Annotated in this window: 23 protein-coding genes; 5 read left to right on the forward strand and 18 right to left on the reverse strand. The window is 39.7% G+C overall.

The window, feature by feature from the left end; genetic code table 11:
• Window positions 1-6 precede the first annotated feature (6 nt).
• The 16 genes from cyoD to PNIG_RS12685 form a co-directional block, all read right to left on the reverse strand.
• Window positions 7-366, reverse strand: a complete 360-nt coding sequence (cyoD, locus tag PNIG_RS12610; protein WP_011328885.1) for a cytochrome o ubiquinol oxidase subunit IV — start codon at window positions 364-366, stop codon at window positions 7-9.
• Window positions 366-1,013, reverse strand: coding sequence for a cytochrome o ubiquinol oxidase subunit III (gene cyoC / locus PNIG_RS12615; RefSeq protein WP_011328886.1), 648 nt, complete (start codon window positions 1,011-1,013; stop codon window positions 366-368). Before cyoC ends, cyoD begins: the two co-directional genes overlap by 1 nt.
• On the reverse strand, window positions 1,010-3,013 hold the full coding sequence (cyoB, locus tag PNIG_RS12620) for a cytochrome o ubiquinol oxidase subunit I (protein WP_089368636.1): 2,004 nt from the start codon (window positions 3,011-3,013) through the stop codon (window positions 1,010-1,012). Before cyoB ends, cyoC begins: the two co-directional genes overlap by 4 nt.
• A 2-nt stretch (window positions 3,014-3,015) precedes the next feature.
• A complete protein-coding gene (gene cyoA, locus PNIG_RS12625) occupies window positions 3,016-3,930 on the reverse strand; it encodes a ubiquinol oxidase subunit II (protein ID WP_089368637.1) in 915 nt (304 codons plus the stop codon).
• Between the two features lie 315 nt (window positions 3,931-4,245).
• Window positions 4,246-4,665, reverse strand: a complete 420-nt coding sequence (locus PNIG_RS12630; protein ID WP_089368978.1) for a hypothetical protein — start codon at window positions 4,663-4,665, stop codon at window positions 4,246-4,248.
• A 452-nt stretch (window positions 4,666-5,117) separates the two neighbouring features.
• Window positions 5,118-5,330 carry a (Na+)-NQR maturation NqrM gene (nqrM, locus tag PNIG_RS12635; protein WP_089368638.1) on the reverse strand — a complete coding sequence of 71 codons (213 nt, stop codon included), beginning with the start codon at window positions 5,328-5,330 and terminating at the stop codon, window positions 5,118-5,120.
• 94 nt (window positions 5,331-5,424) lie between these two features.
• Entirely contained in the window at window positions 5,425-6,456 is a 1,032-nt protein-coding gene (locus tag PNIG_RS12640; RefSeq protein WP_011328892.1) for an FAD:protein FMN transferase, read from the reverse strand.
• A 159-nt stretch (window positions 6,457-6,615) separates the two neighbouring features.
• A complete protein-coding gene (nqrF, locus tag PNIG_RS12645) occupies window positions 6,616-7,848 on the reverse strand; it encodes an NADH:ubiquinone reductase (Na(+)-transporting) subunit F (protein WP_011328893.1) in 1,233 nt (410 codons plus the stop codon).
• 18 nt (window positions 7,849-7,866) lie between these two features.
• A complete protein-coding gene (gene nqrE, locus PNIG_RS12650) occupies window positions 7,867-8,475 on the reverse strand; it encodes an NADH:ubiquinone reductase (Na(+)-transporting) subunit E (protein WP_011328894.1) in 609 nt (202 codons plus the stop codon).
• A 10-nt stretch (window positions 8,476-8,485) separates the two neighbouring features.
• Window positions 8,486-9,118 (reverse strand): NADH:ubiquinone reductase (Na(+)-transporting) subunit D, encoded by a 633-nt coding sequence (locus PNIG_RS12655; RefSeq protein ID WP_011328895.1) that lies wholly within the window; start codon window positions 9,116-9,118, stop codon window positions 8,486-8,488.
• Window positions 9,118-9,891 (reverse strand): Na(+)-translocating NADH-quinone reductase subunit C, encoded by a 774-nt coding sequence (locus tag PNIG_RS12660; RefSeq protein WP_011328896.1) that lies wholly within the window; start codon window positions 9,889-9,891, stop codon window positions 9,118-9,120. Before PNIG_RS12660 ends, PNIG_RS12655 begins: the two co-directional genes overlap by 1 nt.
• Complete coding sequence (locus tag PNIG_RS12665) at window positions 9,884-11,086, reverse strand: NADH:ubiquinone reductase (Na(+)-transporting) subunit B (protein WP_011328897.1); 1,203 nt, start codon at window positions 11,084-11,086, stop codon at window positions 9,884-9,886. Before PNIG_RS12665 ends, PNIG_RS12660 begins: the two co-directional genes overlap by 8 nt.
• Window positions 11,087-11,090: 4 nt before the next feature.
• Complete coding sequence (locus PNIG_RS12670; protein ID WP_011328898.1) at window positions 11,091-12,434, reverse strand: Na(+)-translocating NADH-quinone reductase subunit A; 1,344 nt, start codon at window positions 12,432-12,434, stop codon at window positions 11,091-11,093.
• 345 nt (window positions 12,435-12,779) lie between these two features.
• Complete coding sequence (gene fabV, locus PNIG_RS12675; RefSeq protein WP_086993907.1) at window positions 12,780-13,973, reverse strand: enoyl-ACP reductase FabV; 1,194 nt, start codon at window positions 13,971-13,973, stop codon at window positions 12,780-12,782.
• Between the two features lie 116 nt (window positions 13,974-14,089).
• Entirely contained in the window at window positions 14,090-14,395 is a 306-nt protein-coding gene (locus PNIG_RS12680; RefSeq protein ID WP_011328900.1) for a BolA family protein, read from the reverse strand.
• Window positions 14,396-14,457: 62 nt separating this feature from the next.
• Window positions 14,458-15,048 (reverse strand): alpha-ketoglutarate-dependent dioxygenase AlkB family protein, encoded by a 591-nt coding sequence (locus PNIG_RS12685; protein ID WP_011328901.1) that lies wholly within the window; start codon window positions 15,046-15,048, stop codon window positions 14,458-14,460.
• Window positions 15,049-15,091: 43 nt separating this feature from the next.
• On the opposite strand from PNIG_RS12685, the gene PNIG_RS12690 reads away from it, so the two are divergent.
• From PNIG_RS12690 to PNIG_RS12705, 4 genes are read left to right on the forward strand one after another with little or no spacing between them, the layout of a single operon-like run.
• On the forward strand, window positions 15,092-16,240 hold the full coding sequence (locus tag PNIG_RS12690) for a methyltransferase (protein ID WP_011328902.1): 1,149 nt from the start codon (window positions 15,092-15,094) through the stop codon (window positions 16,238-16,240).
• On the forward strand, window positions 16,241-16,801 hold the full coding sequence (locus PNIG_RS12695) for a YajG family lipoprotein (RefSeq protein WP_011328903.1): 561 nt from the start codon (window positions 16,241-16,243) through the stop codon (window positions 16,799-16,801).
• A 2-nt stretch (window positions 16,802-16,803) separates the two neighbouring features.
• Window positions 16,804-17,424: a peptidylprolyl isomerase gene (locus PNIG_RS12700; RefSeq protein WP_086993910.1), complete on the forward strand. Its 621-nt coding sequence runs from the start codon at window positions 16,804-16,806 to the stop codon at window positions 17,422-17,424.
• A gap of 50 nt (window positions 17,425-17,474) precedes the next feature.
• Entirely contained in the window at window positions 17,475-18,854 is a 1,380-nt protein-coding gene (locus tag PNIG_RS12705; RefSeq protein ID WP_011328905.1) for an AmpG family muropeptide MFS transporter, read from the forward strand.
• A gap of 75 nt (window positions 18,855-18,929) precedes the next feature.
• Here the strand turns inward: PNIG_RS12705 and PNIG_RS12710 are convergent, their stop codons facing one another.
• Window positions 18,930-19,169: a helix-turn-helix domain-containing protein gene (locus PNIG_RS12710; RefSeq protein ID WP_011328906.1), complete on the reverse strand. Its 240-nt coding sequence runs from the start codon at window positions 19,167-19,169 to the stop codon at window positions 18,930-18,932.
• Window positions 19,170-19,570: 401 nt separating this feature from the next.
• Between PNIG_RS12710 and PNIG_RS20205 the strand changes: the two genes are divergently transcribed.
• The gene (locus tag PNIG_RS20205; RefSeq protein WP_011328907.1) at window positions 19,571-19,759 is read left to right on the forward strand and encodes a hypothetical protein; all 189 of its coding nucleotides are present in this window, start codon (window positions 19,571-19,573) and stop codon (window positions 19,757-19,759) included.
• A gap of 315 nt (window positions 19,760-20,074) precedes the next feature.
• Here the strand turns inward: PNIG_RS20205 and erpA are convergent, their stop codons facing one another.
• Window positions 20,075-20,413: an iron-sulfur cluster insertion protein ErpA gene (gene erpA, locus PNIG_RS12720; RefSeq protein ID WP_011328908.1), complete on the reverse strand. Its 339-nt coding sequence runs from the start codon at window positions 20,411-20,413 to the stop codon at window positions 20,075-20,077.
• Between the last annotated feature and the right edge of the window lie 170 nt (window positions 20,414-20,583).

Here is a 20,583-nt window from a genome sequence, read left to right on the forward strand (position 1 = left end):
TAGCTCCTAATACATCATCATTGCGTTAGATTCGTAAATAATCCAAACAGATAGCCCAACCACCATAACAATAATTAGGGCACTGAATAAAAATGAGAAGGTACTTGCACGGCCATCTTCGGTAATAAAATTAAGGTGTAAAAAGTATTTTAAATGTACCCAAATTTGTACTACGGCTAGAGTAATAATGCTGTAAAGCGTGGTTGCTTTTGAAAAGTCGCCACTCATTACCATATAAAATGGTATAGCGGTTAAAATTACCGACAATACAAAACCAATTAAATAACTTTTAACACTGCCGTGAGATTCATCGTGGTGATGCTCATTTTGCATTTGCTTTAAAGCATGTGTTTCGCTGTGGCTCATTACATTGCTCCCATTAAATAAACTAGGGTGAATACACAAATCCACACAATATCTAAAAAGTGCCAAAACAAGCTTAAGCAGCTCAAACGCGTTACGGTTGCTTTACCTAAGCCACGTTTAGCAACTTCAATCATCATTACACTCATCCAAATTAAACCTGCGGTTACGTGTAAACCATGCAAGCCAACTAATGCAAAAAACGAGGTTAAAAAAGCACTTTTTTGTGGACCATTGCCATGCACAATTAGGTGATTAAATTCGTAAACCTCCATACTAATAAACACCACACCTAAACAAAAAGTAACCGCTAACCATATTAAGGTCAGCGCCTTTTTTTGCCCTTGCGCGGCTATCATTGCAAAACCAAAGGTAATACTACTAATAAGCAGTGCGGCAGTTTCTACTGCTACAAAGTCGAGTTCAAAAATATCTTTACCCGATACGCCGCCAGCGGTGTTCATAAACAACACCGCGTAGGTAGCAAAAAACGAGGCAAACAATAGGCAATCGGTCATTAAGTAAAGCCAAAAACCAAAAGTAGTATTACTAGAGGTATCATGATGCGCGTGAGCATCATGATCCTGTTTGGTATTTACAATTGCAGAGTTTAAAGTTACTGACTCTTGACTAACAGACAAGGTACTCATGCGTTTAGCTCCTTATCAGTGGCTAAAATAGTGGCACTTAAGTTATGTGCTTGTTCAATACGTGCTACTTCGTCGGGCTGCACATAGTAGTCAACATCGCTTGCATAACAACGTTTGATAAATATAGCTATGCCTCCTACTAAACCTGCCGCAGCTAACCACCAAATATGCCAGATCATGGCGAAACAAAATGCGGTTAAACTAGCAGCCATAAGTACCCCTGCCGAAGTGTTTTTAGGCATATGAATTGGGCTATAGCTTATTTTACCTTGATAAGCTTCGCCTTTTTCTTTCATGTCGGTCCAGGCATCAATATCGTCAACATGCGGTATTTGGGCAAAGTTATAAGCCTGTGGTGGTGACGATGTTGACCATTCAAGCGTGTGACCGTTCCATGGATCGCCGGTAGCATCGTCAAGTGCTTCACGGTCTCTAAAGCTCACATACAATTGAATTACTTGGCAAATAATACCAAACATAATAATGACTGCGCCTACTGCAGCTATGTATAACCAAATATTCCAATCTGGGTTATTGGTGTGATTTAAACGACGGGTCATACCTAAAAAGCCTAATACGTACAGCGGCATAAACGCGACAAAAAAGCCAATAATCCAACACCAAAATGCGCCTTTACCCCAGCCTTCATTTAGCTTAAATCCCATTGCTTTAGGGAACCAAAATGCAAAGCCCGCAAGGTAGCCAAATACCGCGCCACCAATAATAGTATTATGAAAATGCGCGATTAAAAACAAACTGTTATGCAGTACGTAGTCAGCACCAGGTATTGCTAATAGCACTCCGGTCATGCCACCTACGGTAAAGGTAACCATAAAGCCAAGCGTCCACAATACGGGTACGGTTATACGTAAACGACCACGGTAAATAGTAAATAACCAGTTAAACAACTTAACCCCGGTTGGTACGGCAATAACCATGGTCATTACCCCAAAAAACGCATTAACGTTGGCGCTCGAACCCATGGTAAAAAAGTGATGTAACCACACAATAAAGCCTAAAATAGAGATAGCACCACTGGCGTAAATCATCGACTTATAACCAAATAGACGTTTGCTGGTAAAGGTAGAAATTATTTCAGAGAACACACCAAATGCTGGCAGCACTAAAATATAAACCTCTGGATGACCCCACGCCCAAAATAGGTTGATGTACATCATGGCGTTTCCGCCCAGATCATTGGTAAAGAAGTGAAAATCGAGATAACGGTCAAGCGTTAGCATGGCCAATACGGCTGTTAAAATAGGGAATGATGCGGCAATTAAAATATTAGCCCATGTACAGGTCCAAGTAAAAACCGGCATTTTCATTAAGCTCATACCTGGTGCACGCATTTTAAACACGGTAACTAAAAAGTTCACTGCGGTTAATAATGTGCCAAGCCCTGATATTTGCAACGCCCATATATAATAGTCGACCCCCACCCCGGCACTAAAAGTTAGCTCCGAGAGCGGTGGATAAGCCACCCAACCTGTTTTTGCAAACTCACCAAAAATAAGTGACAAATTAATTAAAATAGCGCCACTGGCAGTAAGCCAAAAGCTTAAGTTATTTAAAAATGGAAAAGCGACATCACGTGCGCCAATTTGCAATGGCACTATAATATTCATTAAACCTATCATAAATGGCATGGCCATAAAGATGATCATAATAACGCCGTGTGCGGTAAATATTTGGTCGTAATGTTCTGGTGGCAAATACCCAGGAGCTCCACTGGTAGCAAGTGCTAACTGAGCACGCATCATAATGGCATCAGAAAACCCACGAAATAACATAATTAACGCTAATAAAATGTACATTACGCCTAAGCGTTTATGATCAACCGAGGTGATCCAGTCGCGCCACAGCACGCCCCATTTTTTATATTTTGTAATAAGCCCGGCAATAATAAGCCCAGCTAATGCAATAACGGCCATGGTTACCATAATAATGGGTTCATGAAACGGAATTGCATCCATTGAAAGTTTACCTAAAAACAACATGGTTATTCCTCGCCTTGGCTGTGAGATGAGTGCGTTGAATGCTCGCCCATTGCAGGGTGCTTTTTATTCATATCGCCGTGTGCGCCCATATATTTCATCACTATGGTATGAAATAAGCCTGATTCAACGTCGCCGTAGTAGGCCACTGGGTTGTTTTCGCTCGCTTTAGCCAGCTCAACATAATTGGCGTGAGTAAGGTTATTACCTTGTGCTTTAATATCGCTTACCCATTTGTCAAAACCGGCTTGGGTAGGAGTAGCAATGGCATTAAACTTCATACCGGTAAAACCTGCACCACTGTAATTGGCCGAAAAACCTTTAAAAGTCCCCGGTTCATTGGCGATTAAATGCAGTTTGGTTTCCATGCCAGCCATTGAGTATATTTGACTCCCCAATTGCGGAATAAAAAATGAATTCATGGTGCTCTCTGAAGTGATTTTATATTCAACAGGCACGTTTGCCGGAAACACCAACTCGTTAACCGTAGCAATGCCTTGCTCAGGGTAAATAAATAACCACTTCCAGTTTAGCGATACCACTTCAACAGTGAGGTGCTTGCCTTTGCCTTCAATTGGTTTATAAGGGTCTAGCGCTTGCGTAGACTGCCAAGTAATAACACCTAAAATAACAACAATAACAATAGGAACAGCCCACACAACAGCTTCAATCTTATTAGAATGAGCCCATTTGGGAGCGTAAATTTCATGAGTTTGTGTGTCTCTATATTTCCAAGCGAAATATAAAGTCATCACAATAACGGGGATCACTACCAGTAACATAAGCACAGTAGCTATGATGATTAAGTTTTTCTCATCAATGCCTATCTGCCCTTTTGGATCGAGTATCCCGCCTTTACAGCCTGACAACGCCAGTACTGTACTAGCTAAAGCAATATTACAGAGGTTACGAATTATCAAGGGACTATCCTACAAACCTAAAAGTTCTAAGGTGCTGCTTTAAAATAGCGCTAAGCAACGGTTTATCGGTAAACCCAAGTTAACTAATATCAAATTATAAAAAATAAGGGGGCTATTCAAAATCTAAAGCTCATGCCAATAAAGACCTAGCAACAAACCCAGCTTTCTAAACGCATTTATATAACGTAATAAAAGTTAACTTGGGTGAGTGGTGGTTGGCTGAAATGTGTTTAAAAAACACTGAGCTACTTTGTTTACAACAGGCTAATTATTTACAGCAAGACAAAATAATTAAACCAATAACAAGGGGTAACCTTACAGACAACCTGTAAAGCTAGGTGGAGCACGACAACCATGTGCGGCTTGCACTGGTTGGCTAACTTTAGCCTCGCTAAAAGCAAAGGCTGCTTTACGGAGGATTATTCCAGCACGACGTGCTGAAAATGTATGAAACAATAACCAACAAAGGCCAATAAGTAACTGGCTAGAAATAATCGGATAAGCTAAAAATTCAGCAATTGTTAGTAATAACGGCTTTACAAAAGTGTTATCGCTTAACAAAGCTTCAAGGCTAAATGCATCCTCTGCAGCTCCGCTTAGCAGCATTAGGGGATTAAATACGACTAATGTTATAGCCACGCACACGCCTTTTCCAGCCTTATTCAAGCGCCCACACAATGCACTCTCGCCAAAGGCAAGCTGAACATTAGTATGATTACAAGATAGTGCGTTCAAAGACATTAACCTACTTAAATGACTAATAACAAAAATAACTCAATACGCAAATAATGAAAAATAACAAATCACACCTGCTGTAAGCCTAAAATCAGCTGCTAAATACAATTAGATCCGACTAGCACAAACTTGCTAAGTGGAAATTGATTTGCATCAATCAAACTTTCAAAACTTACTGAAAGTTCGAACGTGAGTATAACAAAGCGAGTGGGCTGCACAAGAAAAAATAATAAATATTTAGCATTTTTACTTCATTAATTTTTATACCTAATCAAATTTTGCTTATTTATATTGATAAAACAACGTCCAGTTCAATAACAATTTAATTAGCCTTAAGTTAGTTTTCGTTTTATATGCGTTATTACTCTGCTATTAATAACGCATATAAAAAAGCCCCCAATAATTAAATATTGGGGGCTTTTTTTACACGTATGTTTTAAATAAAAAATACGTTACATAATTTGATTTTCTTTCCAAACTTGCTCTTTTGCCATGCGCTGTTTACGTTTATCACATGGATCATCGCAATCGCAGACTTTATCAATACCTACGGCACCTAGGCCACCACAACTACCAGCCATAGATTTTTTTTGTACAATCATGCCCACAGCCATCGCTGCCACAATCAAAATAAGTAAAGTAAAAGTAAGAAGAAAAAGTGACATTGCTTAGCCCCTATTGTTCAGCAATAAATTAGGCTCAAACATATTTGAGCAACTGTTATTATATACCTTAGTGATTAAAATATAAACCTAAGCGTTATAAATAAGGCTTAAATGCAGGGCTTGAATATGTTATTAAACCCTCATCTGACTTCCCTATTAAATACACTGGTAAATCATGTTTTTGTGCATAAGCTTGGGCTTTTTTCATACCCATTACGGTTAATGCCGTTGCAAGCCCGTCTGCTGTCATAGCACTTGGGTGCAATACTGTTACCGATACTAAATCGTGACGGCTAGGCATACCTGTTACTGGATCAATTAAGTGGCTGTATGTTTCACCTTCCATTTCATAAAAAATACGGTAATCGCCCGATGTAGCAATACCATTGGTACCGGGTGCTAAAACTCGATGCACTTCACGCTCACCTGGCTGTGCGTCAGGTTGTTCAATGGCTATTTTCCAGTCTTGATTATTGGGTTTAACACCGCTTATACGCAGCTCGCCACCAATTTCTACCATATAGTTACTAATATTATGGCTTTCTAAAAGTTGCGCTACTTTATCTATGCCATAACCTTTAGCGGTTGCCGAAAACGTCAGCTCTAAGCCATCAACGGTTTTAGCCAAACCTTGCTCGGTTAAGGTAAGTTTATCAACGCCAATATTTGCCAACATTTTTGCTAGGGCTGCATCGCTTGGGCGCTTAGTTGGTTTTTTATTAGGGCCAAAACCCCATAAATCAATGAGCGGCCCCATAGTAACATCGAGAGTTTTAGTTGATTCGCCTAATCGAATTGACTCAGTAACAACCGCTCTAAAGTCTGCACTTATTGGCATTACTTCATTGGCTGGTAAACGGTTAAAAGTGTTTATTTCAGAGTCAGGTATGTACGTTGACATAGACTGATTTATATCGTGTAAAACAGCATCAACTTCCTCTTTAAGCACTACTACGTCGCGCTGAGGCTGCTCATCGTAAAATTTAATATGGTAAGTAGTACCCATTGTTTTACCTTCTAGGTAAAAGCTCTCTGGCTGCGGTTTTTCATTACATCCACTAAGTAAAAAAATCAGCGATATTAAAAACAAGGCCATTATGCCTTGGGGAATACTTACACGATTCATCACAACCCTACTTCCATTAATTTAAGAATAAAACTTTATGAATAAAAAAGCCTCGTAGCATAATATGCTACGAGGCTGATATTTTAACCAAAACTAAGTTGTTTTGATATAGATCTTGTTGATCTTTAAGGATTGAAATAGGTTCAACCCATTTAGCTATTAGCCACCGAAATCATCTAGTAAGATATTCTCGTCTTCAACACCTAAATCTTTAAGCATAGTAATAACTGCCGCGTTCATCATTGGAGGACCACACATGTAGTACTCACAATCTTCAGGGGCTTCGTGATCTTTAAGATAGTTCTCAAATAACACGTTATGGATAAAGCCTGTGTAGCCTTCCCAGTTATCTTCTGCTTGCGGATCTGAAAGCGCGGTGTGCCAAACGAAGTTATCGTTTTCAGCAGCTAGGCCGTCAAAATCTTCAACATAGAACATTTCGCGTCTAGAACGTGCACCATACCAAAAGCTCATCTTACGCTTAGAGTTCAAACGTTTAAGTTGATCAAAGATATGAGAACGCATTGGCGCCATACCAGCACCACCACCAACGAAGATCATTTCTGCGTCAGTATTTTTAGCGAAGAACTCACCAAATGGACCAGAAATAGTTACTTTATCGCCTTTAGTTAGTGACCAAATGTACGAAGACATTTTACCACATGGCAGGCTTAGGTTTCTTGGCGGTGGAGCAGCAATACGCACATTAAGCATAATGATGCCTTCTTCTTCTGGGTAGTTAGCCATTGAGTAAGCACGAATTGTTTCTTCGTCTACTTTTGACTCCAGGTCGAAGAAACCAAAATGGTTCCAATCACCACGATATTCTTCTGGAACATCGAAATCAGCATATTTAACATGATGAGCTGGCGCTTCGATTTGGATGTAACCACCCGCACGGAACGGCACTGACTCGCCATCTGGAATTTGTAGTACAAGTTCTTTAATGAACGTTGCTTTGTTATCGTTAGAGATAACTTCACAATCCCATTTTTTAACACCGAAAATTGACTCTTCAAGCTCAATTTCCATGTCATTTTTAACATTTACCTGACACGCTAAACGACAGCCTTCACGGGCTTCACCTTTAGAAATGTGATCAAGTTCAGTTGGCAGAATATCGCCGCCACCTTCTTTAATGTGTACACGACACTGACCACAAGAGCCACCGCCACCACATGCAGAAGATACGAAAATACCTGACTCAGATAGCGCGCCTAATAACTTGCTACCTGCTGATGTTTTAATGGCTTTGTCTGGGTCGCCATTAATCCCAATGATGATATCGCCACTTGCAACTAACTGAGATTTAGCACCAATGATCACTAAAACTAGTAGTACAACGATAGCGATGAAAACACCAACTCCTAAGAAAATATCAGTATAACCCATGATTTATCCTCGCTACCTTTACAGTGAAATACCAGAGAATGACATAAAGCCAAGAGCCATTAAGCCAACAGTAATAAAGGTAATACCTAAACCACGTAAGCCATCTGGAACGTCTGAATATTTCATTTTCTCACGGATACCTGCAAGTAATGTAATTGCAAGTGCCCAACCAACACCAGCGCCAATACCATAAACCACAGACTCGCCGAAGTTATAGTTACGCTCAACCATGAAAGATACCGCACCAAAAATTGCACAGTTAACTGTGATTAGTGGTAAGAAGATACCTAACGCGTTGTAAAGTGCTGGGAAGAACTTATCTAATGCCATTTCCAAAATTTGCACAAGTGCTGCAATAACACCAATGAAAGTTAAGAAACGTAAAAAGCTAAGATCTGCATCTGGGTAACCAAGCCACGTAAGTGAACCCGGTGCTAACACTGCATGGTAAACTAAGTTGTTAACTGGTACCGAAATACCTAATACAACAATAACCGCTACACCTAGGCCAATTGATGTGGTTACTTTTTTAGATACAGCTAAAAAAGTACACATGCCTAAGAAGAATGATAACGCTAAGTTTTCAATAAAAACGGCTTTTACAAATAAACTAATATAATGTTCCACTGTGTGCCCCTTACGCTTTAGCTTCTACTTGGTCTTTCTTATAAGTACGTAGTACCCATATGAATAAACCAATGATGAAGAATGCACTCGGTGGTAATATCAATAGACCCATAGGTTGATACCAACCACCATTTTGTACTAATGGGATAATATCAACACCGAATAGTGAACCCTTACCAAATAGTTCACGAATGAAACCAACGGTAAGTAGTACTACTGAATAACCTAAACCGTTACCAATACCGTCAAGAAACGACATAAGTGGCGGTGACTTCATTGCGTATGCTTCAGCACGACCCATTACAATACAGTTAGTAATAATTAGACCGATAAATACCGAAAGCTCTTTTGCCGTAGCGTAAGAAAATGCTTGTAGTACTTGGTCAACAACAATTACCAAAGATGCAATAATCGTCATTTGTACAATAATACGTACTGACGATGGGATCTGGTTACGAATAGTCGAGATAAAGAAGCTAGAAAACGCGGTTACCAAGGTCAAAGCAATTGACATGATTAATGCGTTTTTTAAGCTAGATGTTACCGCTAGCGCAGAACAAATACCAAGTACTTGTAGTGCGATTGGGTTGTTAGCTAAAACCGGGCCAAATAGGACCGCTTTCATTTCTTTAGTATCAGCCATTATTTCAATGCTCCTTTACGTACTTCCGCAAGGAATGGACCAAAGCCATTGTCACCAGTCCAAAAGTCAACTGTATTATCAACACCGTTAGACGTTAAAGTTGCACCCGATAGACCATCAATTTGATGCTCATTGCTAGCGCCACTTTTTACAACATCGATAGGTAATTCTTTACCTTCCCATTTTGCAGTCCACTGTGGATTTTGGATTTCGCCACCTAAACCAGGTGTTTCACCATGCTTATAAAAGATAATGTTTTTGATTGTTTCGCCATCATTTTCAAGCGAAAGGAAACCATACATTAAGCCCCATAAACCGTAACCTTGAATAGGAACAATAATAGTGTCAACTGACCCATTATCTGCTCTAGAGATGTATACAGGTGCCTCTGTCGTTACGCGCTGAATGCCCGCAATATCAGTAATGCCTTTTTCAGCAAGCGCAAAGCTTAGCTTAGGGTCAAATTTGCTTTTTTCAAAGTCAAATGCATTAACCTTAGCCTGAACTTCTTCACTTGAGTCGCTTGCAAAAGACTCACCCGTTTTCATATTAACTAAGCGTACTTCGATTTTGTTGTTGAATGTTTCAGAAACATTTTCAACTTTTCCGATTCCCGCTGCAACTAAGATATTACTTTGAATATCTTTCGCTTTATTAGCTTGCTGTAAAGGACGAAGCTGTACAGCAGCAAACGATACGATAATTGCACACACTAAACATAGCGCAACAACTACTGCTAACGTTTTACCGATTGATTCGTTATTACTAGACATTACGTGCCAACCTCCGTTTGATATTAGCTTGCACTACAAAGTGATCGAACAGTGGAGCAAATAAGTTAGCAAATAAGATTGCTAGCATCATACCTTCTGGGAAAGCAGGGTTCACAACACGGATCATAACAACCATAAAACCAATAAGAGCGCCATAAGCTAACTTACCTTTATCGGTAAATGCAGCAGACACAGGGTCGGTAGCCATAAAGAACATACCAAACGCAAAACCACCTAGTACAAAGTGCCAATGCCAAGGCATAGCAAATACTGGGTTAGTCTCAGAGCCAACTGTATTTAGCAGTAATGCAGTGATTACCATACCGAAAAATACACCTAGCACTATACGCCAAGAAGCGATACGCACGTAAATAAGGAACAAGCCACCCACTAATAATGCAAGTGTTGATGTTTCGCCTACAGAACCTTGAATGAAACCGTAAAACGCATTCCACCATAACTCCATGTTTGAAAAATCAAGTGTGCCAACAAACGCTTGACCAAGCATAGTCGCACCAGAGAACGAATCTACTGCTGTCCATACTGTGTCACCTGAAATTTGTGCCGGGTATGCGAAGAATAAAAACGCACGACCAGCTAACGCAGGGTTTAAGAAGTTACGACCTGTACCACCAAAGATTTCTTTAGCAATTACAACACCAAATGTAATACCAAGCGCAACTTGCCATAAAGGAATAGTTGCTGGCAAAATAAGTGCAAATAACACTGATGTTACGAAGAAACCTTCGTTAATTTCGTGTTTACGCACTGAAGCAAATATAACTTCCCAAAAACCACCTACAGCAAAAGTAACTGCATAAATTGGTAGGAAGAAACACGCTCCATAGAACATTTTAGCGCCCCAGCCTGCATCAGCGGTTAATTGACCGCCTAACAGTTGAAACAAATCAACTTGCCATATATTAGCTAGTTCAAAACCTTGTGCTAAAGCACCAGCGGCCTGATGACCAATATTGAACATACCAAAAAACATAGCAGGGAACGTTGCCATCCACACTAAAATCATCATGCGTTTTAGGTCGATGTTGTCACGAACGTGTGTCGCGCCTTTATTTACGTAGCCTGGTGTATAAAAAATAGTTGCTGCTGCTTCATACAGAGCATAAAACTTTTCATATTTACCACCGGCTTCAAAATTCGGCTCGATATCTTCAAGATATTTTTTTAAACCCATCTCTCTAGCCTTCCTTCTCGATCGTAGTTAAGCAATCGCGTAGGGCTGCGCCATACTCGTATTTGCCCGGACAAACGAAGGTACATAACGCTAAATCTTCTTCATCTAGTTCAAGCGCGCCTAATGACATTGCACTGTCTACATCGCGTGACAATAGGTCGCGTAATAATAGAGTTGGCAAAATATCTAACGGCATTACACGCTCATAGCTACCAATTGGTACCATGGCACGTTTTGAACCACCTGTTGACGTTGTCATTTTAAATAAACGACTCGGTGCAAGGTGAGAAATAAAGGTACGCGTTACGGAAAATTTATCACTACCTGGTGCAATCCAACCAAACAATTCTTTTTCGCGACCTTCAAGTAAAACAGATACTTGAACGTGGTAACGACCTAAGAATGCATGAACACCGTTTGAAATAGAACCTGACAATACTGAACCAGAAATAACACGGTTATCACCGTCTTCTAATTCGCCAGCAACTAAATCATCCAATGAAGCACCTAATTGTGTTTTCACTAAACGAGGGTTTTTAACGCGAGGACCTGCAAGAGAAATTACACGATCAGTGTAAATTTCACCGGTAAGGAATAAGTGACCAAAGGCGATAACGTCTTGGTAACCAATATGCCAAACCTGCTTGCTAATAGATACTGCATCAAGATGATGGATATGTGTGCCAACAAGGCCAGCCGGATGCACACCACCAAACTCATGTACTTCTACTTGAGCTATAGATGAGCTAGGAACTTGGCTACCTGCTTGTTTACAAACAAATACTTTACCGTCGGTTAAACGCGACACAACAGCTAAACCTGCTTCGAATGCTTGCACATTTTCAGCAATAATTACCGCAGGATCTGCAGCAAGTGGATTAGTGTCGATTGCGGTCACAAAAATAGAGCTAGGATTTGCATCCACTGCCGCTACTTTACTGAATGGGCGAGCACGAAGTGCTGTCCATTGACCAGACTGTATAAGTACTTCTTTGGCTTTTTCACGATCTAAGCTCGAAAGCTCGGCATCAGAAAAAGTACCAAAGGTGATTTGCTCACTGCCGTTAACTTCAATAACAACAGATTGCAGTACACGTTTAGCACCACGATTAATTTCTTTTACTGTGCCAGAAGCTGGAGCAGTAAATAATACACCTGGGTTCTTTTTATCTTCAAAAAGTACCTGGCCTTTTTTCACTTGGTCATCCACACGAACATGCATGGTTGGACGCATACCAATAAATTCTTCACCTAGCACAGCTACACGTTTGACGGTAGAACCATCATGAATAACTTGCTGAGGAGCGCCCTCTATGGGTAAGTCCAGACCTTTTTTTATATTGATCATACGCACTTGCACTACATTAACGGAAAGAAACTGAAAAATCGTATCAACCACGTCGCCATATTAACTATAACAAGTTGTGTAAAACTAACTTGCTATAAATACTAAACAAGCAACGCAGTAAAACTCCTCACATATTGCTATGATTTTAACATCATTGTGCAACACTATGCGAGTGTATTTATAAAAATTATACCAGAGAAAGACTTATTTACGCTTGATGTAGCTATTTAATAAAATTCAAGCTAGACCAAAGTTGTACGTTTACTAAGAAACATTATTTTTATAAAAAAATCAGTAATAAAAAAGTCGCACTAGGCGACTTTTCAAACTGTTTTGTACAATTGATTAGTCAATCATATTCGCAATAGGCTGAACAGGGTCAACCTCTTGCTCATAATCAACGCCTTGTATACCAAAACCAAACAAGCGTAAAAACTCATTATGATAACCAACATAATCGGTTAGTTCATCAATGCTACTAGTATCTACTTTATCCCAAATAGCTTGAATACGTGCTTGTACGTCATCTTCTAGCTCTTTATAGTTTTGGAATAAATGACCGCCTTCGTCAAAACGTGGCGTGTCGCCGTATAAGTTTTCGCTAAATAACGCCTGTATTTGCTCAATAGTACCTTCGTAGGTGCCATCGGCTTTCATTACTTTAAATAAAGCAGAAATATACAAAGGCATAATAGGAATAGCCGAGCTAGCTTGTGTTACTACCGCATTAAGTGACGATACATACGCTTCGCCATTTAAATCACTAGTCGAAGCTTTAATAGCAGCCGTTGCACGATCCAAATCTTCTTTTGCTTTACCAATCGTTGCATGCCCGTATATTGGCCATGTTAGCTCTTTACCTATGTAGGTATAAGCAGTGGTTTTGAAGTTATCGGCTAGCACATCGGCTTGTTTTAGTGCATCAATCCACATTTCCCAATCTTCACCGCCCATTACTTTAATAGTATTGTCGATATCATCTTGGTTTGCCGCTTCAACGGTTATTTCATCAATTTCACGCTTTGAGGTATTCAGATTTTTAGTTGTAACTGCATTACCAATTGGCTTAAGCGTAGATGAGAACACTTCACCGGTATTAGGATCGGTACGACGCGGAGACGCTAAGCTGTAAATAATTAAATCTACTTTGCCTAAATCGGCTTTAATAGTATCAATTGCTTTTTGCTTAATTTCGTTTGAGAACGCATCGCCATTAATATTTTTTGACCAAAGGCCTGCTTCGTCTGCAGCATTTTGAAATGCAGCTGTATTGTACCAACCTGCAGAACCCGTTTTGCGCTCAGTGCCTTCTTTTTCAAAGAAAATACCTAATGTTTTAGCACCGCCACCAAACGCCGCAGTAATACGCGATGCAAGGCCATAGCCTGTAGAGGCACCAATAACTAATACATTTTTAGGCGCATTTTTTAATGCACCTTGTTGCTTTACATAATTAATTTGTTCTTGAACATGTTCGCTACAGCCCACTGGGTGGGCATTGGTGCAGATAAATCCACGAATTTTAGGCTTAATGACCATTGATCATCCTATATCTTTACAATAAAAATTAGCGCTAGTTTAAAGGCTAATACTAAAAACACTGATCTGATCAGTTAATCTTGAGTGTAAACATCAATCAAATCGCTATTAATTGTTTAAGCTGACTTAGAGCCACCCATACAATTGGGTGAATCAGGCGCTTCACCATTATGTTCAGCAAACTCATCTGGCGTATAAGTATGAATAGCCAGTGCATGAATATGATTGGCTAATTCATCTTTTAAAATTTCATTAATTTCGCGATGGCGCTGTAATAAGCGCTTACCAGCAAACTCTTCGCTAACCACTATCACTTTAAAATGCGAGTCGCTGCCAGCACTGTGCATATGGCTTTCGTTAATTACATTTAAATGCTTACAGGCAATTGCATCGCTGATTTTTTGTTGAATTTGTTGCTGCATGACATAAACCATTATTGTTACTTATTTATAAGCCCACTATAGCAACTTGCTAAGCCTAATGGCTAACGCTTTATCAAGCGAAAGGTTAAACTTATTCGCGGATGAGCCAAGGTAGTTTGCTTAGCAATAGCGTGTTGATAGTCGCGCTGACTATTGCCACTCATAATTAAACAGCTGCCGCTATGTAGCTTTAAATTAGTAACTTTATTGCTAGCTTTGTGTTTTAGTTTTAATACTCGCTCAGCCCCAAGCGATATACAAACGATAGTAGGTTGATGGCCAAGCTCTGCTTCATCGTCGCTATGCCACCCCATAGTATCGTTACCATCGCGGTAATAATTTACTAATAGTGAATTTAATGGCTGGTTTAAATGCCGCTCTAAACGTTTGCGCATCGCCAGTAAAACATCAGGCCAAGGCTCTACTATTAACTTACTGTGAGAATAACCATACTCAATATTGTTTTCACTGATAAAACACTGCAGCCGAGGAATTGGCCCCGTTTTATTGTAAACCGTAACATTAGGCTGCTGCCAACACAGGTTTTGCTGTAAATAGTAGAACAAATCGAGGCTTTTTTGTGCACTAAGCGCCCTACTTTGATAAGAAAAGCCATTTGGTAACAGTTGGGGGTTGGCGTTTGGCCGTTGCATGTTAGAATTTACCTATCATTTGATTACTGATCACTAAACTATTATGACCATGCAAGCACAGCTCGGCGATAAAACCTTTACTCTTGAACGCTTTCCTTTGGATCAAAAAAACCGCAGCTTACAAGCTTGGGATTCAGCCGACGAATATTTAATCGACTATGTTAGCGAACATCATCCTGATTGTCGCTCTTTGCTGATTTTAAATGATAGTTTTGGCGCGCTTTCTTGTTATTTTAGCCACAAGCAATTAACTGTTTGTTCAGTAAACGACTCTTATATTAGCCACCAAGCAGCAGCTTATAACTTAGCAGAGAATAAAATACCTGCTATTACCTTTAGCCAGCTCGATAGTTTATCGGCTTTACCTGAACAAGTTGATTTGGTACTTATAAAAGTGCCACGCACATTAGGCTTTTTACAGTATCAACTGTCTGAGCTTAGCGAAGTGCTTGCACCCGGAACGCCTGTTATTGCCGCGGCAAAAACAAAAGATGTGCATAATTCAACAATTAAAGCGTTTGAGCAGTTTATTGGCGAAACAAAAACAAGTTTAGCGGTTAAAAAGTCACGCTTAATTATAAGCCACGCACAAGGTGGGTATAAAGCCGCTGATTTTCCGGTAAATTGGCCACTTGAAGGCACTGACTTTACTATTAGTAACCATGCAAATGTGTTTTCGCGTGATTCATTAGATATTGGCGCACGGTTCTTTTTTAACTACTTACCAGAAACCAATAAAGCTAAAAGCATTATTGATTTAGGCTGTGGTAATGGCGTGGTGGGTTTAATGGCATTATCGCGTTGCCCAAATGCAAATATTACTTTTGTTGATGAGTCGTATATGGCCGTTGAATCGGCACGCTTGAATGTAGAGCTCAATATGGAAGCTAAATATGAGCAATGTTCATTTGTTGAAAATGACTGTTTATCGGGATTTGAGCGCGACAGTGTTGATATGGTGCTATGTAACCCGCCATTTCATCAAGCTCAAGCGGTTACCGACCACATTGCATGGCAAATGTTTAAAGAAGCAAAAGATACTTTAAAAGAAGGTGGCGAATTGCGTATTATTGGTAACCGTCATTTAGATTACCACGACAAACTAAACCGTATGTTTGGTAACTGCAAGCTACTAGGTTCTAACAAAAAGTTTGTTGTACTTAGTGCCACAAAAAATACCGGAATGTTATAAATGCAAATTATAAAATACCTTTTACCTTGGTTGGTGTTTTTGGCACTGCCTGCATGTAGTAATCAGCCAAATCAGATAATACTTAATCCTGTTTATAAAAATGGGCAAATAAGTTCAATCAACAGCAGCTTAAGTACCAGTGTAATTGATTTAAGAGGCGATACTGCCACCTTAAAACTTATAGAGTCTGACAAAACCAAAACTTTTGCCAGCCATGGTATTACAGCCTCAGTAAAAAGTGCGCTCGACAGCGCCCTAAGTCGTAACGGTGCCAGCATTTCTAACTTAGCCACGGTGCGCTTTGAAGTAGATATTCATGCTTTGCAAGCAGTTGTTACCGAAAAACTAATGAGCCACACCAGCGCGGCTTCTATAGAGTTTGGCGTGCGTGTTATTCGCGCTACCAGTAACTTTAGCAAAGTATACCGAGGCAATGCTAATTTAGCAGGGCCACTGGGGCACGACAGAGCAAAAATAGAAGGTCAGCTTAATAAGTTGACTGAGCAAATTATTACCCGCATTGTATCTGACCCTGAATTAATAGAATTTTTAGAAGGTTAACAATGAAACGACTTTTTTTAATCTGCTTAAGCCTATTCTTTAGTACCACTACGCTTGCTGCTAAAGAAGGCCGTTTTGTACAAAAAGATAATATTTTTCCGCGTGTTGAAATAGTCACTTCACTGGGTAGCATAGTGATTGAGCTTGACCGCTCTAAAGCCCCCATTACTGCAAATAACTTTTTAACCTACGTAATGGATAAAAGCTATCAAGGCAGTGTGTTTCATCGTATTGAGCGTGATGTAGAAAACGACCGCGACTTTGTTATTCAAGGTGGCGGCTACGATAAAGACTACGATGGACTACACGAAAACGATCCTATTTTTAACGAAAGCGGTAATGGCTTAAAAAACGATATGTATAGCATAGCTATGGCGTATCAAGACCGCCAACCTCATTCAGGAACGCGCCAATTCTTTTTTAATATGGACGATAACGACCATTTAAACCCTGGCAGAGAATGGGGGTTTGCGGTATTTGGCAATGTAATGGACGGCTACGACACGCTAGATAAAATTATGGCGGTAAAAACCGGATTTAACGAAAAAATTGGCTACGACTTTGTACCCAAAGAGCCTGTAGTTATTTTAAATATTAAATTACTTGAACAAGTTCCCCTGTAACAATTAAAAGAGCAGCCTAGCTGCTCTGTGTTAAAGCCAATGAAGGCCCTATGAGCAAAACACTCTCTATTCGCGAATATTTTTCTTATTTTAAAGACAAACGCCTTATCAATATTTTTATATTTGGTATGAGTAGTGGTTTTCCATGGGTGCTGATTGGCTCTGTAATGTCGGCATGGCTAAAAGACGAAGGCTTAAGCCGCAGTATGATTGGCTTATTTGGCATTGTGTTTGGCGCTTACAGCATTAACTTTTTATGGTCGCCGTTAATTGATCGTACCAAACTACCCTTTTTATACAAATGGTTAGGCCAACGCCGAAGCTGGATACTGTTTTGCCAAAGCTTTATTTTACTTGGCACACTGCTATTAGCAGGGCTTGATTTAAAAGCCAATTTAGCGCTCGTCGCCGCACTTTGTTTATTAATAGCCATAGCCTCTGCCACTCAAGATATTGCTATTGACGCTTTTAGAATAGACGCCCTGGGCGAAAATGAATCTCACAAAGCGACCGCCGCCGCTGCCATGGCAACCTCGGGTTGGTGGTCGGGTTATGCGCTACTTGGGGCCATTCCGTTTTATATGGCCGATATACCTTCGATAGATTGGCCGCAAGTATACTACTTTTTATCCGCCATAATGCTGCTACTAATGAGCTGTGTATTTTGGGCAAAAGAACCCGAATCAAACCGCGAAGCAGTGCACGCTGAGCTTGAGCGGGTATACCTTGAAAAACTTGCCGCCAGCAAGCAAACACCATTAACTAAAACACTCGCTTGGCTTGCAGTTACTGTGGTTGATCCGTTTAAAACCTTTTTTGCTAAAAATGGCGTTAAAACCGCGTTGGCACTGCTTGCATTTATTTTCTTATTTAAAATTGGCGAAGCGTTTTTAGCTCGCATGTCGATTGTATTTTATAAAGAGGTTGGCTTTAGTAATACCCAAATAGCCAATTACTCTAAGCTAGGCACCGGATTAATTACCATCGTATTTGCCTTTTTAGGCAGTATTTTTAATCATAAATACGGCATTGTTAAAGGCTTATTTATTAGTGGTGTGGCAATGGCGGCATCTAATTTAATGTTTTCTTGGATTGCACTTGCCGGCCCACAAGAGCATTTATACGCCATGGCTATTGTGGTTGATGGTTTTACTCAGGCATGGTCGCTAGTAGCTATGGTGGCATTTATATCCATGCTATGCGATAGAGCATTTAGTGCAACACATTATGCGTTACTTGCGTCGCTGGGTAATTTAGGGCGTACTTTACTGTCGAGTTACAGTGGGGTAGTAATAGATGATTGGCTGGCGGGTAACTGGTCGCTATTTTTTATTCTTACTGCATTAATGGTGTTGCCATCGTTGATATTTTTATACTTAATTCGTCATAAACTGTATCAGCTAGAGCGTAATTATCACCAAAATACTTAAACTCAATACTTAAAATAAATTATTTACTTGGCATATTTAAAGGTGCATTAAAATATGCCAAGTAACTTGCGGCTATTAATCAACTTTAAGTAAGTTTAATGCCTCATGCGGATCAACTTCGAGTGCATTACAGTAGCGCACAAATTCAATTACATCTAAGCGGCGCTCTTGGTTTTCAATTTTGCCAATAAACGAATGTGGTGTGCCTAATAACTGCGCTAAACTACGCATTGTATGCCCTTTGTCATGACGTTTACTTTTAAGCCATTTGGTCAGTTTTGCATTTTCTTCTGATGAAACTGTTTTACCCATCATGTACATCTCCTACTTAATGCGGTGTAAATACTAATTGATGCAATTTATTAATAGCGCTCAGTGAGTACACTGCACAACAGCCTAATTGGGCATTGATTGCAACTCAGCTTTACTAATTACTAATTACTAATTACTCATTGTGAGCTAAAAAACGCTATAAATAATACTTACTTATTGTGGTGGTGAATGAAATTTTGCCCGTCTCATTCTTATATATTGTATACTATTAACTCATTGGTAAAATGGCTAATTACATTCGGCACAGGTTAAATAATGAATATATATTTACCAAGCCTGAATAGATAGCTTAAACCATTAATAAATATTTGTAACAATTTTGTTCCATTTTAGTGTTACATGTTTATGCTTAATCAATAACGAGCACCCTAAAAGGCTAAATAATGTTCAGGCTACTTTTTTTACTTCCTATTATACTGTGCTTAGGCTGGTGTTTTTTTCTTCGCCACCATGGTGTGCCTATTAAAAAAGGCAAAAGAGGCTTTGTATATATACTCGCGTTTTCTACTTTTGTACTTGGCTTTTTTATATTAATGATGCAAATAACCGAATTCACTCCTAGCGAATTTTAGGCATTAAAAAAGCCGCAAAAGCGGCTTTAATATTTTATTGTTTACCCAGGGTTTGTTGACCTTTGCGGGTTAATATTTGTTCCAACTAGGGGCAATTTAATCGCGGCGCTAGGTTTGTAACCTAGTGGGCTAAGTAAAAACCGAGCAACAAAGAGTTAATTGCCCCTAGGCAGAACCCTTCGGGCAGCGCCTGTTTGGCATTGATGCTACGTTATCGCCTATTTATGGGGAATAACCACACCACATAGGCTCTGCCTTGCCTAAACACCAAACAGACTGCTGCAAATTTAACCTTGAAAGATCAACAGACCCTTGTTAAATAGTAAAGCTTGAACCACAACCACAGGTTGTAGTTGCATGAGGATTAGTTACAAAAAAGCGTGCGCCTTCTAATCCTTCAGTGTAATCAACTTCGCCGTCTACTAAATATTGTAAACTCATCGGATCAACCACCAGCATCACGCCATTTTTGACGATTTCTAAATCACCTGGATTGGCCTTTTCATCAAAGGTAAAACCGTACTGAAAACCAGAACAACCACCACCCGTTACATATACGCGTAATTTAAGTTCTGGATTTTCTTCTTCATCGATTAACTGTTTAACACGATCGGCTGCCGCGTCAGTGAACTTAATTGGTAATTCTTCAGACATTTTAAAACCCTCAATATCGTAATGCTGTGATTATCTAATACCCGAGTGTTTTAATCAAGTATAGTAAAATAAAGGTTGCAGGCACTCGCTGCTGTTAGTAGCAAACTAAACCTAAATATTGAGTCCAGCGTCGCTTATTTGCGTATTTTAACGTTAACTTTTCTATAAAT

It is taken from the genome of Pseudoalteromonas nigrifaciens (genome assembly GCF_002221505.1).
GTDB classification, from domain to species: domain Bacteria; phylum Pseudomonadota; class Gammaproteobacteria; order Enterobacterales; family Alteromonadaceae; genus Pseudoalteromonas; species Pseudoalteromonas nigrifaciens.